A 14102-nucleotide genomic window follows, 5' to 3' on the forward strand; every position below is an offset into this window, starting at 1 on the left:
TTCGCACGGTCTCAAAAAGGTTTTTTTGCTGACGAAACGCGCCGCCGGGGTTGACTTCTGTGGCGGCAAAGCGCGACAAGGCCTCGCGCGCAAAGCTGCCGCGCTGCAGCGAGAAAGACCTTACGCGGCGCTCACTCGCGGCTCGGCGGTTGCTCAGATGCTGGGCTGAAATGGAAAAAACGATGGCGGCAGCGCGCTGTCGTGACGCAGGCGCGACCAGTCGAAGTGCGGACCGGGATCGGTCTTGCGGCCCGGCGCGACGTCGGAATGACCGGCGAGCGCATCGATCGGATAACGCGCCACGAGAACGCGAACGAGCGCGGCGAGCGCGTCGTATTGCGCGTCTTCGAACGGCACGCGATCGCTGCCTTCCAGTTCGACGCCGATCGAAAAGTCGTTGCATCGCTCGCGCCCGCAGAACGACGAAACGCCCGCGTGCCACGCGCGGTCATCGCAGGAAACGAATTGCTGCACGCCCCCGTCGCGCCGGATGACGAAGTGCGCCGACACGCGCACGCCGCGCAGGTGATCGAAGTACGGATGCGCGTCGTGATCGAGCGTGTTCTGGAAGAACCGGGCGATGGAATCGGTGGTGAAGTCGTCGGGCGGCAGGCTGATGTTGTGAATCACGATCAGCGTCGGCGCGATATCTCCCGGGCGCGCTTCGAAGTTCGGCGACGGCAGGCGCGTCGCGTGAGTGAGCCAGCCTTGCGCGTCGATGTGCGGATCGCGCGCGGACGACGTGTTCATCTCGCGTCGCGGCCGGTCGGGCGGGCCGCGTAACGGCGTGCGTGCTCGTTGCAGCAGAAGCGCTCGCCCGCCACGACGATCGACTCGCTGCGCGGCGTATGCACGCCGCATTGCGTGCAGCGGATGAGCGGATCGGGGAGCTGCGGGGCATCGGTGGCGCCGTTGCGCGCACGCGTCGAGTTCGTCGATCTTGCGCCGTCCGCCGCGTCGCGCGCGCCTGCTTGCGCACGCTCATTCGCGCGGCGCAGCTTCTTGAGCAGCCACTGCGTGACGAAGAACAGGAAGATGAGAAGAATGAAGTTTCGCATCGGCTAGAGAAGTGATTCGCCTTCAGATGACCGCGCGATGCAGCAGCACTTCGAACACGAAGCGGCTGCCGACATACGCGAGCAGCAGCGCCACGAACGACGCGAGCACCCAGCGCAGCGCGGCGCGACCGCGCCAGCCGGAGATGCGCCGCGCGGTGAGCAGCGCGCCGAACATCAGCCAGGAAAGGAAAGCGAAGACGGTCTTGTGATCGAAGCGCAGCGCGCGATCGACCAGTTGCTCATTGAACGCGATGCCCGACACGAGCGTCAACGTCAGCAGCACGAACCCGGCGCCGATGAGCCGGAACAGCAGCTTTTCGAGCGTGAGCAGCGGCGGCAACGTGTCGAGCCAGCTAGCGAGCCAGCCGTTGTTGCCGGAATGACGCATCGCGAGGCCGCGCATGCGCTGCAGGCGGCGTTCGAGCATCAGCATCAAAATGGCGTGCAGCGCGGCGATGGCGAACAGGCCATACGCGATGTTCGCGATCAGAAAATGCAGCTTGAACATCGGCGCGGCGGAATACGAGAGCACGCGCACGCCGCCGAAGACGAGCGGCATCAGCGACGCCAGGCACGCGAGCGGCAGCACGAGCAGACGCAGGCCGTCGAGCGGGAAGAAGAAGCTCTCGATCCAGTAGATGCCCGCGCCGAGCCAGAACATCGCGGAGAGCGCGAACGCGAAGCCGAAGACCATCGCGTTCTGCGGGAAGATGGTCGTGTGCAGCAGGAGGCCGTGAACGACCAGCGCTATTAATAATAGAGCGCGCCCGACGCCGCTCATTCCCGACGCTTTCGATGCGACCGCCGGCGGCGCGACGACGCCCGCCGGCACGCCCGCCAGCGCCGGCTCGACAGCCGTATGACGATGCGCGCGCCAGCCCGCCACGGCCAGTCCGCCGTAGAGAAGCGCAGTGAGGGCATACAGTACAATATCCATGTTCGAAGTTTACACTAGGCCCGGAACCCGCGACGTCTTCCCCCTTGCGCCGGAATAGAGCGCATCGCCTGAAGCCGCGTGCGCGTCGCGGGAAAACAAGGGCCGCATTTTCTACATTCCCCATGCTCGACAACCTCACTCAACGGATGGCGCGCGTCGTCAAGACGCTGCGCGGCGAGGCCCGGCTCACCGAGGCCAACACGCAGGAGATGCTGCGCGAAGTGCGCCTCGCCCTGCTCGAAGCCGACGTGGCGCTGCCGGTCGTGCGCGAGTTCATCGCGAAGGTGAAGGAAAAGGCGCTCGGCGAGGAAGTGCTTTCGAGCCTGTCGCCGGGTCAGGCGCTCGTCGGCGTCGTGCAGCGCGAATTGACCGCGGTCATCGGCGGCGACTATGAAGGCAAGGCCGCCGAACTCAATCTCGCGGTCACGCCGCCCGCGGTCATCCTCATGGCCGGTTTGCAGGGCGCGGGTAAGACCACGACGACCGGCAAGCTCGCCAAGCTCCTGCGCGAAAAGCAGAAGAAAAAGGTGCTGACGGTTTCGGTCGACGTTTACCGCCCCGCCGCTATCCGCCAATTGCAGACGGTGACCGAGCAGGTCGGCGCGGACTTTTTCCCGTCGGAGCCGGATCAGAAGCCTGCGGATATCGCGCGCGCGGCGATCGACTGGGCGAAGCGGCATTATCACGACGTCGTGATCGTCGATACGGCCGGCCGTCTCGGCATCGACGAAGCGATGATGACCGAGATCAGCCAGTTGCACGCGCTGCTCAAGCCCGCTGAGACGCTGTTCGTCGTCGACGCGATGCTCGGTCAGGACGCCGTCAACACCGCGAAGGCGTTCAACGACGCGCTGCCGCTCACGGGCGTCGTGCTCACGAAGCTCGACGGCGATTCGCGCGGCGGCGCGGCGCTCTCGGTGCGGCACGTCACCGGCAAGCCGATCAAGTTCGTCGGCGTCGCGGAAAAGCTCGATGGCCTCGAAGTCTTCCATCCGGATCGCATGGCGAACCGGATTCTCGGCATGGGCGACATTCTCGCGCTCGTCGAGGAAGCGCAACGCGGCGTGGATACCGCCGCCGCGCAGAAGCTCGCCGACAAGGTCAAGAAAGGCGGCGATTTCGACCTGAACGACTTCAAGGCACAGCTTTCGCAAATGAAGAAGATGGGCGGGCTGTCGTCACTCATGGACAAGCTGCCCGCGCAGTTCCAGCAAGCCGCGCAAGGCGCGGACATGAACAACGCCGAAAAGCAGATGCGCCGCATGGAAGGCATCATCAATTCGATGACGCTGCAGGAACGCGCGAAGCCCGAGCTTATCAAGGCGGCGCGCAAGCGTCGTATCGCGGCGGGCGCGGGCGTGCATGTGCAGGAAGTGAACCGCATGCTGAATCAGTACGAGCAGATGCGCGGCATGATGAAGAAGCTGAAGGGCGGCAATTTGCAGAAGATGATGCGCGGCATGAAGGGCATGATGCCGGGCATGCGCTGACACGCATTTTTATTGAACCCGCGTTCTCTTCGGGCGTGCGACTCGGAAGAAACGCGGGTTTATCATATTGCGCACGCCGCTTTTTTTTTCACACTGAGAAGTCCGCCTCCCCCGCTTTCCTATGAACCGCGAAGAAGCTCTCCATATTTTCAGCCACTCCGAAGAGATTGTGTCGGCTGACGAAGTCAACGCATCGATCGGACGCATGGCCGCGGCCATCAAGGCGGCGACGAGCGAAGATTTCCCGCTCGTGCTTTCGGTCATGGGAGGCGCGGCCGTTTTCACCGGCATGCTCCTGCCGCACCTCGACTTCCCGCTCGAATTCGACTACATCCACCTGACGCGCTATCGCAATGCCATCAAGGGCGGCAGCGAGATGCAATGGCGTGTGGCGCCGGCGGAATCGGTGAAGGATCGCGTGGTGCTCGTGCTCGACGACATCCTCGACGAAGGCGAAACCATGGCCGCCATCCGCGACCGCATCATGGCGATGGGCGCGAAGCAGTTCCTGTCGGCGGTGCTGTGCGAGAAGATCATCCCGAAGGCGAAGCCGCTGCGCCCGGATTTCTGCGGATTCGAAGTGCCGGACCGCTATGTGTTCGGCTGCGGGATGGACGCGAAGGGATACTGGCGGAATCTGCCGACGATCCGGGCGTTGACGGAAGGGGCGTGATCTTTCCGCCCGACATGAAAAAAAGCGGCCGAGGCCGCTTTTTTTTTCACAACTGATGCACGAAAGTCCGTATCCCTTCGAGCATCATCTCGACGGAAATCGCGACCAGCACCAGCCCCATCAAGCGCTCGAACGCCGTTACCGCGCGTTCGCCGAGCCACTGCTGAATCTTTTCCGCGAGAATCAGCACGACCGCGCAGACGATCATCGTCACCGTGAGCGCGCCGATCCACTCCAACATCTTCCCCGGCGCCTGCGATGTCAGCAGCATCACGGTCGCGAGCGCCGACGGCCCCGCGAGCGCCGGAATGGCGAGCGGCACGATCAACGGCTCGCCGCCGCGCGAGTCGCCGCCCATCGGGCCGTCCGGATGCGGAAAGATCATCCGCAGCGCGATCAGGAACAGCACGATCCCGCCGCCGATCCGCAGCGACAAATCCGTCAGATGCATCGCGCGAAGAAACCGGTCGCCGGCCAGCATGAACAGCAGCAGGATGCCGAACGCGATCGCCACTTCGCGCAGAATCACGACGCGGCGCCGCGCACTCGCGACGCCCCGCAGCGCATTGATGAAGATCGGAATATTGCCGAGCGGATCGGTGATCAGCAGCAGCAGCACCGTCGCCGACAGGAAGTTGTACTGCATTACTTCCCGAGTGCCGCGCGAATCTTGCCCGTCACGACGCCCGCCGCTTCTTCCACCGGCAGCAGCGTGGCTTCGGTATCGCGGCGGCCCTGATATTCGAGCTTGCCTTCCTTCAGCCCGCGATCGCCGATCACGATGCGATGCGGCACGCCGATCAGTTCCCAGTCCGCGAACATCACGCCGGGACGCTCGCCGCGATCGTCGAGGATCACGTCGATGCCCGCTTGCTGCAGCGTCGCGTAGAGCTTGTCGGCCTGCTCGCGCACGGCGTCGCTGCGGTCGTAGCCCATCGGGCAGATCACGATTTCGAACGGCGCGATGGCTTCCGGCCAGATGATGCCCTTGTCATCGAAATTCTGTTCGATCGCCGCGCCCAGCACGCGCGTCACGCCGATGCCGTAGCAACCCATCTGCATCGGCGCGGGCTTGCCGTTTTCGTCGAGATACGTCGCGCCCATCGACTCCGAATACTTCGTGCCGAGCTGGAACACGTGACCGACTTCGATACCGCGGCAAATTTCGAGCGTGCCACGGCCGTCCGGCGAAGGATCGCCCGCGACGACATTGCGGATATCCGCCACTTCCGGCTCCGGCAGATCGCGGCCCCAGTTCACGCCGGTCGTGTGGTAATCCACTTCGTTGGTGCCGACGACGAAATCGCTCATGTTCGCCACCGTGCGGTCCGCGATCACGCGCACCGGCTTCTTCGTGCCGATCGGACCGAGATAGCCCGGCGGCGTGCCGAACCATTCGACGATCTCCGCTTCCGTCGCGAAGCGATAGCCCTTGAGACCCGGCAGCTTGCTCGTCTTGATGTCGTTGAGCGAATGATCGCCGCGCAGCATCAAGAGCCAGATGGTCGGTTCCGCGCCTTCGTTGTCGGTGGCGAGGATGATCGACTTGATGGTCTTTTCGAGCGGGATGTTCAGCAACTGCGCGACGGCTTCGCACTTGGCGGCGCCGGGCGTCGGCGTCTTCTTCAGTTCTTCCGTGGGCGCGGCGCGCGTCGCGATGAGCGGCAACGCATCGGCCGCTTCGACGTTCGCGGCGAAGTCCGACGTCGGGCAATAAGCGATGTCGTCTTCGCCCGTTTCCGCGATCACGTGGAACTCGTGCGATCCGCTGCCGCCGATCGAGCCGTTGTCCGCCGCGACCGCGCGGAATTCGAGGCCGATGCGCGTGAAGATGCGCACGTACGCTTCGTACATCTTGCGATACGACTCGGCGAGGCCGGCGGTGTCCTTATCGAAGGAATACGCGTCCTTCATGATGAATTCGCGGCCGCGCATCACGCCGAAACGCGGACGAATTTCATCGCGGAACTTCGTTTGAATCTGATAGAAGTTGACCGGCAACTGGCGATAGCTCTTGATCTCGCGGCGCGCGATATCCGTCACCACTTCCTCGTGCGTCGGGCCGACGACGAAATCACGCTCGTGGCGATCCTTGATGCGCAGCAGTTCGGGGCCGTACTGCTCCCAGCGGCCGGATTCCTGCCACAGCTCGGCGGGCTGCACGGCGGGCATCAGCAGTTCGAGCGCGCCCGCGCGATTCATCTCTTCACGCACGATGGCTTCGACCTTGCGAATGGAGCGCAGGCCGATCGGCATGTAATCGTAGATACCGCCCGCGACGCGGCGGATCATGCCGGCACGCATCATCAGCTTGTGGCTGACGATCTCGGCGTCGGCGGGGGCTTCTTTCAAGGTGCCGATGAAGAAACGGGATGCTTTCATTCAGAAATTTTCCAAAAGCGGCGCGCGCCTCGAAAAGCGTTCGGCTACGAGGCTGGCGAGACAGGTGAACGACGGAAACGGTGAACGGCTCGGCGTGGACCGCAGCCACGCGACTTCGACTGACAAGACGAAGATTCTGCCGCCTTCCCGGTTGCCTGGCAAAGATTCCTCGCGCCGACGCAGCATTTCTGCCCCGGATGACGGCCGCCGCCACGGGTTGAAACCGATGCGCCGGGTCCGTTATCTGTTTATAATCAAAGCAATTTTAAAGGATTCGAAGGTGGTTGTATGCTGGATCGTGAAGGCTTTCGCCCGAACGTCGGCATCATCCTCTTGAACGCGCGCAACGAAGTGTTTTGGGGCAAGCGGCTGCGTGAACATTCCTGGCAGTTTCCGCAAGGGGGTATCAAATACGGCGAAACCCCCGTGCAAGCAATGTATCGGGAGTTACACGAAGAAACCGGCCTGCTTCCAGAGCACGTGAAAGTTGTAGGTCGCACGCGCGACTGGCTGCGTTATGAGGTGCCGGATAAGTTCATCAAGCGCGAAGTGCGCGGACATTATCGCGGTCAGAAACAGATCTGGTTTCTGCTGCGCATGGTAGGACGCGACTGTGACATTTGCCTGCGCGCGACGGACCATCCGGAATTCGATGCTTGGCGCTGGAACGAGTACTGGGTGCCGCTGGACGCGGTCATCGAGTTCAAGCGCGACGTTTATCAACTCGCTCTCACCGAGCTTTCCCGCTTCTTGCGGCGAACCAACGCTCGCGGCGATCGCGCCGCGCATCATGGGCCACGCTATCCGCGCGTCGTCCAGACGATGACGATCGAAGCACCTGCCGTAACCGCCGCTGGCGCCACGGTTCAGGCAGAATGCACGATCAGCGAGGAAGTGCAGATCATCGCGAGGCGTGCCTCGTGCGATTGATTTGCGTCAATCTTCGCTTACTTTGACCACGTTGACACTCGGCACTTTGCAGAACCCGGCACGCGAGCATGGCTCGCTGCGCCGGGCGCTTCGCCGTCCGCGCATCCGTTTTCCGGGAACATCGAATTGAAAGTCATCGTCTCATCCGCGGTAGCCGTCGCCATGCTCGCCGCGCTCGCCGGCTGCTCCAGTTCCAAGGAACCGTCCCAGTCCAACAAGGACGACGGCGTGTTCACCTATCTGCTCGACCGCAAGTCGGAATGGGTCGAAAACAAGATCGATACGCTGCCGCCTTTGCCGCAAGCGTCCAACTTGCTGCCGTTCAACGTGTCGCAGAATACGCCGCTGACGTTCGCCGTCGACAAGACTTCGCTCAGCGTGGGCACCGATGGCGTCGTGCGCTATGTCGTCGTGGCGACGAGTCCGGGCGGTGCGCGCAACGTGAATTACGAAGGCATCCGCTGCGATACCTACGAATGGCGGCGCTACGGCAGCATCAACGACGATGGCACCGGCTGGGATCGCGGCGCCACGTTCGATTTCCGGCGCATCGAGAACGGTGAGCTGAACGCGTATCAGGCGGCGCTGTATCAGGACTATTTCTGCGCGAGCAAGCTGCCGGTCGGCAATGCGAAGCAGATCGTCGAGAACATTCAGTACAAGCGCACGCAAAGCTCGATCAACCTGCGCTGACCGCTGTTTTCGCGCAGTAAAAAGCCCGCTGGCCTTTCGGTCAAGCGGGCTTTTTCATGGACTGCGGGACTTAAACCAGCACCAGGTTATCGCGATGAATCAGCTCGGGTTCGAGCATGTAACCGAGCACCGTTTCGATCTCGCCGCTCGGCCGGCGATGAATCAGCCGCGCTTCCGAACTGCTGTAGTTCGTGATGCCGCGCGCGACTTCCTGCCCCTGATCGTTCACGCACGCGATGACTTCGCCGCGATCGAACGCGCCTTTCACGTCGATGACGCCGATCGGCAGCAGGCTCTTTCCGTCCGCGGTGAGCTTCTGCACGGCGCCATTGTCGATGACGACATGCCCGCGCACTTGCAGATGATCCGCCATCCACTGCTTGCGCGCCGCGATGCGCGCCGTGCGCGCAACGAGTTGCGTGCCGATCATCTCGCCCGACGCGAGCCGCGTGAGCACGTCCGCCTCGCGGCCGCTCGCAATGACCGTGTTCGCGCCGCTGTGCGCCGCGCGCTTGGCCGCGAGAATCTTGGTGAGCATGCCGCCGCGCCCCAGGCTCGATCCCGCGCCGCCCGCCATCTGCTCGAGTTCGGGCGTGCCGGCATCGGCCTGTTCGACGAGCGTCGCCGCCGGGTCCCTGCGCGGATCAGCGGTGAAAAGGCCGCGCTGATCGGTGAGGATGACGAGCGCATCGCCTTCGATCAGATTCGCGACGAGCGCGCCGAGCGTGTCGTTGTCGCCGAACTTGATTTCGTCGGTGATGACGGTGTCGTTCTCGTTGATGATCGGCACCGCGCCCAGTCGAAGCAGCGTCAGCAGCGTGGAGCGCGCGTTGAGATAGCGCTCGCGGTCGGCCAGGTCCGCGTGCGTAAGCAGAATCTGCGCGGTGCGGATGCCGTGCGCGCCGAAGCTGCTTTCGTAGACCTGCGCGAGCCCCATTTGCCCGACGGCGGCGGCGGCCTGCAGTTCGTCGATTTCGCGCGGACGCTTGCTCCAGCCGAGCCGATGAATGCCCTCCGCGATCGCGCCCGAACTGACGAGCACGACTTCCTTGCCCTGCTCGCGCAGCGCCGCGATCTGCGACGCCCATCGGGCGATGGCCGCGTGATCCAGTCCGCGCCCGTCGTTCGTGACGAGACTGGACCCCACTTTCACTACGATTCGCTTCGCAGCGGCGATGACCGAACGCATCGTGCGCTTTCTCCTCGTGGTTGCTTTTATTCCTTCGTTGCGTCGTCGTCGCGGAAACGCACGTCGGCGGCGAGGTCTTCCGCTTCCGCCGCCCGCGATGCATCCGAATGCTGCGAGATGTAATCGAAGATGGCGTAGGTCAGCGCCTCGCAGCCCTGGCCGGTCAGCGCGGAAATCTCGTACACCGGGCCGTCCCATTCGAAACGTTCGATGAAGTCCTTCACGCGCGCCTGCCGCTCGTCCTCGGGCACCATGTCGAGCTTGTTCAGCACGAGCCAGCGCGGTTTTTCGTACAGCGCCTCGTCGTACTTGCGCAATTCGCCGACGATCGCTCTCGCTTCGGCGACCGGATCGACGTTTTCATCGAACGGGGCGAGATCGACGAGATGCAGCAGCACGCCGGTGCGCTGCAAGTGCCGCAGGAAGCGATGACCCAGCCCCGCGCCCTCCGCCGCACCTTCGATCAGCCCGGGGATGTCCGCGATCACGAAGCTCTTGCTCGGCCCGACGCGCACGACGCCCAGATTGGGCGCGAGCGTGGTGAACGGATAATCCGCGATCTTCGGCCGCGCGTTCGACACCGACGAAATGAACGTCGATTTCCCCGCGTTCGGCATTCCGAGCAGCCCGACATCCGCGAGCACTTTCAGCTCGAGCTTGAGCATGCGGCGTTCGCCCGGCTTGCCGTCGGTTTTCTGACGCGGCGCGCGGTTCGTGCTCGACTTGAAGTGCAGGTTGCCGAGGCCGCCCGCACCGCCCTGAGCGATCAGAACCTGCTGATTGTGCTCGGTCAGATCGGCGATGATCTCGCCCGTTTCCTGATCCGAAATGATGGTGCCGACCGGCATGCGCAGCGTGATGTCTTCGCCGCCCTTGCCGTAGCAGTCCGCTCCGCGCCCGTTTTCGCCGTTGCGCGCCTGATGCTTTTTCGCAAACCGGTAGTCGATCAGTGTGTTGATGTTGCGATCCGCGACCGCGTAGACGCTGCCGCCGCGCCCGCCGTCGCCGCCGTCCGGCCCGCCGAACGGGACGAACTTTTCGCGGCGCATCGACGCGCTGCCATCTCCCCCGTCGCCGGCGATGACTTCGATCCTCGCTTCGTCAATGAACTTCATGCGTTGCTCCGTCCCGTGTTTCCGCGCGATGAGGCTGGTTCCGGCGATGACGCCGCGCCAGCCGACACGCTATTTTGCCGTGACCAGCGGACGCCGGTCACCGATAACCTTGAATTCTGATTCTGACGGCGCGCCTTTTTCGCGCACCAATGAAAAAGGCCCCGCGAACTTCGCGGGGCCTTTTCGGGCATTCACCCTTTTGCGGTCCTGAAGCCCGTGCAGTGAACCTTACGCTGCCGGGACGACGACGACCGTGTGCTTCTTCGCTGCGCCCTTCGTCGTGAACTGGACGTGGCCGTCGGTCAGCGCGAACAGCGTGTGGTCCTTGCCGATGCCGACGTTTTCACCCGGGTGCATGCGCGTGCCGCGCTGGCGAACGATGATGCCGCCTGCATTGATTGCCTGGCCGCCGTAAACCTTCACGCCGAGGCGCTTCGATTCGGAATCGCGGCCGTTGCGGGAAGACCCGCCTGCTTTTTTGTGTGCCATTTGCTATAGCTCCTTTACCGTTGCGCGACGCTTAAGCGTTGATCGCGTCGATGCGCAGTTCGGTGTAGTTCTGGCGATGGCCAGCGTGCTTTTGGTAGTGCTTCCGGCGGCGCATCTTGAAGATGGTCACTTTCTTGTGACGACCCTGGGACACGACGGTAGCCTTGACGGAAGCCCCACTGACCAGCGGCGTACCGAACTGAATCGATTCGCCTTCGCCTACTGCGAGAACCTGGTCGAGCGTGATTTCAGCGTCAATGTCTGCCGGTATCTGTTCTACTTTCAATTTTTCGCCAACGGCAACTTTGTACTGCTTGCCGCCGGTTTTTATGACCGCGTACATTGAGAACCTCACTCAGAATTTCGTTTTTCCACGCACCACGCGGGGAAAACACGAGATTATACATAGGGTTAGCCGGCGCGTCAAAAGGCATTGACATTTGCCGCATGCACGCGGCACGCGGGCGCAAGCCGCCATCCGCACACGGCCCGCGCCCGATCCCCAACGATTGCGCCCGTCCGCGTGACCGTCAGGCGTTCCCGCCGCCCGTGACCGGTCGGATTCGCCTTATAATCCGCCGCATTACCTAATTTGCCGATCATGTCGTCCACCGCCACTTCCTCCCCCAACGCCGCCGCTTTGCTTGCCCCGATCGCCGAGGACATGCAGCAGGTCAATCGCGTCATCCGGCAGCGCCTGGCATCAGAAGTGATGCTGATCAATCAGATTTCCGAGTACATCATCGGCGCGGGCGGCAAGCGGCTGCGTCCGGCGCTGCTGCTCCTGGTTGCCGGCGCGCTGGGCGATACGACCGGGCATCGTCATGAACTCGCGGCTGTCGTGGAATTCATCCACACGGCGACGCTGCTGCACGACGATGTCGTCGACGAATCCGATCTGCGCCGTGGCCGCAAGACTGCGAACGCGCTGTTCGGCAACGCGGCGAGCGTGCTCGTCGGCGACTTTCTGTACTCGCGCTCGTTCGAGATGATGGTGAGCGTCGGCAAGATGCGCGTGATGGAGATTCTGTCGGTCGCGACCAACATCATTTCCGAAGGCGAAGTCCTGCAACTGCTGAACATGCACGATCCGGACGTCGACGAAGCGCGCTACATGCAGGTCATCCGCTACAAGACGGCGAAGCTGTTCGAAGCGGCGGCGCAGTTGGGCGCGGTGCTGTCGGGCGCGGATGCGCGCACCGAAGCGGCGGCGGCGGAATTCGGCCGGCGCATCGGCACGGCGTTTCAGATCATGGACGACTGGCTCGATTACACGGGCACGCCCGAATCGATGGGCAAGAACGCCGGCGACGATCTGCGCGAAGGCAAGCCCACGCTGCCGCTCATTTATTTGATGGAGCACGGTACGCTGGAACAGGCGGCGCTCGCGCGCGAAGCGATCGAGCAAGGCGGCACCGACCGCTTCGACACAATTTTCCACGCAATCACCACGTCGGGCGCGCTCGACCACACGCTTCAATGCGCGCGGAACGAAGCTCAGGCCGCCGCCGACGCAATTTCTTCATTTCCCGGTTCCATTTTCAAAGAGAGCCTGCTAGAATTATGTTCTTACTCGACGTCGAGACAGTCTTAAACGAGACTTCAAAGCGCAAGATGTCCAAGTAAGTCGAATTCGGGGTGTAGCTTAGCCTGGTAGAGCGCTACGTTCGGGACGTAGAGGCCGGAGGTTCGAATCCTCTCACCCCGACCAGAATTGCAAAAAAACCCGCATGGTTCGCCATGCGGGTTTTTTCTTTTCCGGCCATCCGGTCATCGGCAACTGGCCGAACGGCCGAGGGCAAGGCTGGAAAGTCGTCTGTTATAGTCCATCCATCACCGCCCCTACTCGATCGCCGCGTGGACAACCTTCCCTTATGGGCGCAAATCTGCGCCATCTTCCTGCTTCTTTTCCTCTCCGGTTTCTTCTCGATCTCCGAAACGTCGATGATGGCGCTCAACCGCCATCGGCTCAAATATCTGGCCGGCCAAGGCTCGGTGGGCGCACGCACGACGCAAGCGCTTCTTGCCAAGACAGATCAGCTGCTTTCGGTCATCCTCATCGGCAATAACCTGATCAACACGATCATCCCGGTGCTCACGACATCCATCGCGCTGCACACGTTCGGGCACAACAACGTCGTGCTGTCGGTGACGACGGGCGTCATCGCGTTTCTCATCATCGTGTTCGCGGAGATCGCGCCGAAGATCGTCGGCGCGACGTATCCCGAAAAAGTCGCGCTGCCGGCGAGCCTCGTGCTTGCGCCGCTCATGCGCATCGCGCGGCCGCTCGTGTGGTTCGTCAATCTCTTCGCGAACGCCATTCTCGGCGCGCTGCATATCAACACCAAGGGCAACCGCGATCAGCGCCTTTCGCCCGAAGAGCTGCGCACCATCGTGCTGGAAACGGGCAGCTTCATGCCGACCAAGCACCGCAGCATCCTGTTGAATCTGTTCGATCTCGAAAACATCTCCGTCGATGACGTGATGATTCCGCGCCGCCGAATCGAAGCGCTCGATTTCGATGCGCCGTTCGACCAGATCCTGCATCAGCTCGAAACGTGCTATCACAACAAGCTCGTCGTTTATCAGGGCGACATCGACCGCGTGCTCGGCATTCTGCATGTGCGCAAGACGCTTTCTGCGCTGCATAACCAGGAACTCGAGCGCGAGACGCTGCGCGAGTTGCTCACCGAGCCGTACTTCGTGCCGACCGGCACGCCGGTCTTCCAGCAGCTTCAATATTTTCAGGAAAGTGGTCACCGTATCGCGATCGTGGTCGATGAATACGGCGAACTGCAAGGGCTCGTGACGCCGGAAGACATCATCGAGGAACTGATCGGCGAATTCACGACGACGATCCCGCGCGGCGCGGGTTCGCGCGGCTGGGATGAGAACGGCGAGTGCATCGTCGCGGGCAGCATGCCGCTGCGCGAACTCAATCGCTGGCTCAAGATCAGCTTGCCGACGGACGGCCCCAAGACGCTCAACGGTCTCATCCTCGAAACGCTCGAAGAAATTCCGGACGGCGACGTGTCCGTGCGCATCGCGGGCGTGCATTTCGAAGTCCTGCGCAGCGACGATCAGGCGATCCGCACCGTCAAGATCTTCCGTCCGCCGACGCCGGGCAAGCGCGCGCTGCGTTAGCC

16 protein-coding genes and 1 tRNA gene are annotated in these 14102 nt (G+C 62.8%); 8 read left to right on the plus strand and 9 right to left on the minus strand.

What is annotated here, in order from left to right; genetic code table 11:
- Positions 1–153: 153 nt before the first annotated feature.
- The 3 genes from ampD to AWB72_RS20150 are packed head-to-tail and all read right to left on the minus strand — an operon-like array spanning position 154 to position 1995.
- Entirely contained in the window at positions 154–750 is a 597-nt protein-coding gene (gene ampD / locus AWB72_RS20140; protein WP_040050528.1) for a 1,6-anhydro-N-acetylmuramyl-L-alanine amidase AmpD, read from the minus strand.
- Entirely contained in the window at positions 747–1058 is a 312-nt protein-coding gene (locus tag AWB72_RS20145; RefSeq protein WP_040050527.1) for a PP0621 family protein, read from the minus strand. Before AWB72_RS20145 ends, ampD begins: the two co-directional genes overlap by 4 nt.
- Positions 1059–1080: 22 nt before the next feature.
- A complete protein-coding gene (locus AWB72_RS20150) occupies positions 1081–1995 on the minus strand; it encodes a cytochrome C assembly family protein (protein ID WP_040050526.1) in 915 nt (304 codons plus the stop codon).
- 122 nt (positions 1996–2117) lie between these two features.
- Here AWB72_RS20150 and ffh point away from each other — a divergent pair, with 122 nt between their 5' ends.
- Together ffh and AWB72_RS20160 are read left to right on the plus strand one after the other, a co-directional pair.
- Positions 2118–3485, plus strand: a complete 1368-nt coding sequence (gene ffh, locus AWB72_RS20155; protein WP_040050525.1) for a signal recognition particle protein — start codon at positions 2118–2120, stop codon at positions 3483–3485.
- A gap of 121 nt (positions 3486–3606) precedes the next feature.
- On the plus strand, positions 3607–4158 hold the full coding sequence (locus AWB72_RS20160) for a hypoxanthine-guanine phosphoribosyltransferase (protein ID WP_040050524.1): 552 nt from the start codon (positions 3607–3609) through the stop codon (positions 4156–4158).
- Between the two features lie 46 nt (positions 4159–4204).
- Here AWB72_RS20160 and AWB72_RS20165 read toward each other — a convergent pair whose 3' ends face one another.
- On the minus strand, positions 4205–4804 hold the full coding sequence (locus tag AWB72_RS20165; RefSeq protein ID WP_040050523.1) for a MarC family protein: 600 nt from the start codon (positions 4802–4804) through the stop codon (positions 4205–4207).
- Positions 4804–6540 (minus strand): proline--tRNA ligase, encoded by a 1737-nt coding sequence (locus tag AWB72_RS20170; RefSeq protein WP_040050522.1) that lies wholly within the window; start codon positions 6538–6540, stop codon positions 4804–4806. Before AWB72_RS20170 ends, AWB72_RS20165 begins: the two co-directional genes overlap by 1 nt.
- Here AWB72_RS20170 and AWB72_RS28605 point away from each other — a divergent pair.
- From AWB72_RS28605 to AWB72_RS20185, 3 genes are all read left to right on the plus strand, one after another.
- Positions 6518–6877 carry a hypothetical protein gene (locus AWB72_RS28605; RefSeq protein ID WP_143754653.1) on the plus strand — a complete coding sequence of 120 codons (360 nt, stop codon included), beginning with the start codon at positions 6518–6520 and terminating at the stop codon, positions 6875–6877. The two genes, AWB72_RS20170 and AWB72_RS28605, sit on opposite strands and share 23 nt — an antisense overlap.
- Positions 6829–7470: an RNA pyrophosphohydrolase gene (locus AWB72_RS20180; protein ID WP_040050520.1), complete on the plus strand. Its 642-nt coding sequence runs from the start codon at positions 6829–6831 to the stop codon at positions 7468–7470. The genes AWB72_RS28605 and AWB72_RS20180 overlap by 49 nt, the downstream gene beginning before the upstream one ends.
- A gap of 162 nt (positions 7471–7632) precedes the next feature.
- A complete protein-coding gene (locus AWB72_RS20185; protein ID WP_084592876.1) occupies positions 7633–8163 on the plus strand; it encodes a CNP1-like family protein in 531 nt (176 codons plus the stop codon).
- A gap of 70 nt (positions 8164–8233) precedes the next feature.
- Here the strand turns inward: AWB72_RS20185 and proB are convergent, their stop codons facing one another.
- From proB to rplU, 4 genes are all read right to left on the minus strand, one after another.
- Positions 8234–9352: a glutamate 5-kinase gene (gene proB / locus AWB72_RS20190; protein WP_040050518.1), complete on the minus strand. Its 1119-nt coding sequence runs from the start codon at positions 9350–9352 to the stop codon at positions 8234–8236.
- A 26-nt stretch (positions 9353–9378) separates the two neighbouring features.
- The gene (gene cgtA / locus AWB72_RS20195; protein ID WP_040050517.1) at positions 9379–10467 is read right to left on the minus strand and encodes an Obg family GTPase CgtA; all 1089 of its coding nucleotides are present in this window, start codon (positions 10465–10467) and stop codon (positions 9379–9381) included.
- 228 nt (positions 10468–10695) lie between these two features.
- The gene (gene rpmA, locus AWB72_RS20200; RefSeq protein ID WP_035966833.1) at positions 10696–10956 is read right to left on the minus strand and encodes a 50S ribosomal protein L27; all 261 of its coding nucleotides are present in this window, start codon (positions 10954–10956) and stop codon (positions 10696–10698) included.
- Positions 10957–10987: 31 nt separating this feature from the next.
- A complete protein-coding gene (gene rplU / locus AWB72_RS20205) occupies positions 10988–11299 on the minus strand; it encodes a 50S ribosomal protein L21 (RefSeq protein WP_008342953.1) in 312 nt (103 codons plus the stop codon).
- Positions 11300–11557: 258 nt separating this feature from the next.
- Between rplU and AWB72_RS20210 the strand changes: the two genes are divergently transcribed.
- The 3 genes from AWB72_RS20210 to AWB72_RS20220 all read left to right on the plus strand — a co-directional run bounded on the left by AWB72_RS20210 (position 11558) and on the right by AWB72_RS20220 (position 14100).
- Positions 11558–12550 (plus strand): polyprenyl synthetase family protein, encoded by a 993-nt coding sequence (locus tag AWB72_RS20210; RefSeq protein WP_040050516.1) that lies wholly within the window; start codon positions 11558–11560, stop codon positions 12548–12550.
- A gap of 40 nt (positions 12551–12590) precedes the next feature.
- Positions 12591–12667 (plus strand) — tRNA-Pro (locus AWB72_RS20215).
- Between the two features lie 146 nt (positions 12668–12813).
- On the plus strand, positions 12814–14100 hold the full coding sequence (locus AWB72_RS20220; RefSeq protein WP_040050515.1) for an HlyC/CorC family transporter: 1287 nt from the start codon (positions 12814–12816) through the stop codon (positions 14098–14100).
- Positions 14101–14102 lie beyond the last annotated feature (2 nt).

Origin of the sequence: Caballeronia concitans (assembly GCF_001544615.1) — a bacterium.
GTDB lineage: Bacteria > Pseudomonadota > Gammaproteobacteria > Burkholderiales > Burkholderiaceae > Caballeronia > Caballeronia concitans.

Coding starts and splice junctions, on each gene's coding strand:
- ampD (WP_040050528.1), bottom strand. CDS start 750: ATGAACACGTCGTCCGCGCGCGATCCGCACATCGACGCGCAAGGCTGG.
- AWB72_RS20145 (WP_040050527.1), bottom strand. CDS start 1,058: ATGCGAAACTTCATTCTTCTCATCTTCCTGTTCTTCGTCACGCAGTGG.
- AWB72_RS20150 (WP_040050526.1), bottom strand. CDS start 1,995: ATGGATATTGTACTGTATGCCCTCACTGCGCTTCTCTACGGCGGACTG.
- ffh (WP_040050525.1), top strand. CDS start 2,118: ATGCTCGACAACCTCACTCAACGGATGGCGCGCGTCGTCAAGACGCTG.
- AWB72_RS20160 (WP_040050524.1), top strand. CDS start 3,607: ATGAACCGCGAAGAAGCTCTCCATATTTTCAGCCACTCCGAAGAGATT.
- AWB72_RS20165 (WP_040050523.1), bottom strand. CDS start 4,804: ATGCAGTACAACTTCCTGTCGGCGACGGTGCTGCTGCTGCTGATCACC.
- AWB72_RS28605 (WP_143754653.1), top strand. CDS start 6,518: ATGAAGAAACGGGATGCTTTCATTCAGAAATTTTCCAAAAGCGGCGCG.
- AWB72_RS20170 (WP_040050522.1), bottom strand. CDS start 6,540: ATGAAAGCATCCCGTTTCTTCATCGGCACCTTGAAAGAAGCCCCCGCC.
- AWB72_RS20180 (WP_040050520.1), top strand. CDS start 6,829: ATGCTGGATCGTGAAGGCTTTCGCCCGAACGTCGGCATCATCCTCTTG.
- AWB72_RS20185 (WP_084592876.1), top strand. CDS start 7,633: ATGCTCGCCGCGCTCGCCGGCTGCTCCAGTTCCAAGGAACCGTCCCAG.
- proB (WP_040050518.1), bottom strand. CDS start 9,352: ATGCGTTCGGTCATCGCCGCTGCGAAGCGAATCGTAGTGAAAGTGGGG.
- cgtA (WP_040050517.1), bottom strand. CDS start 10,467: ATGAAGTTCATTGACGAAGCGAGGATCGAAGTCATCGCCGGCGACGGG.
- rpmA (WP_035966833.1), bottom strand. CDS start 10,956: ATGGCACACAAAAAAGCAGGCGGGTCTTCCCGCAACGGCCGCGATTCC.
- rplU (WP_008342953.1), bottom strand. CDS start 11,299: ATGTACGCGGTCATAAAAACCGGCGGCAAGCAGTACAAAGTTGCCGTT.
- AWB72_RS20210 (WP_040050516.1), top strand. CDS start 11,558: ATGTCGTCCACCGCCACTTCCTCCCCCAACGCCGCCGCTTTGCTTGCC.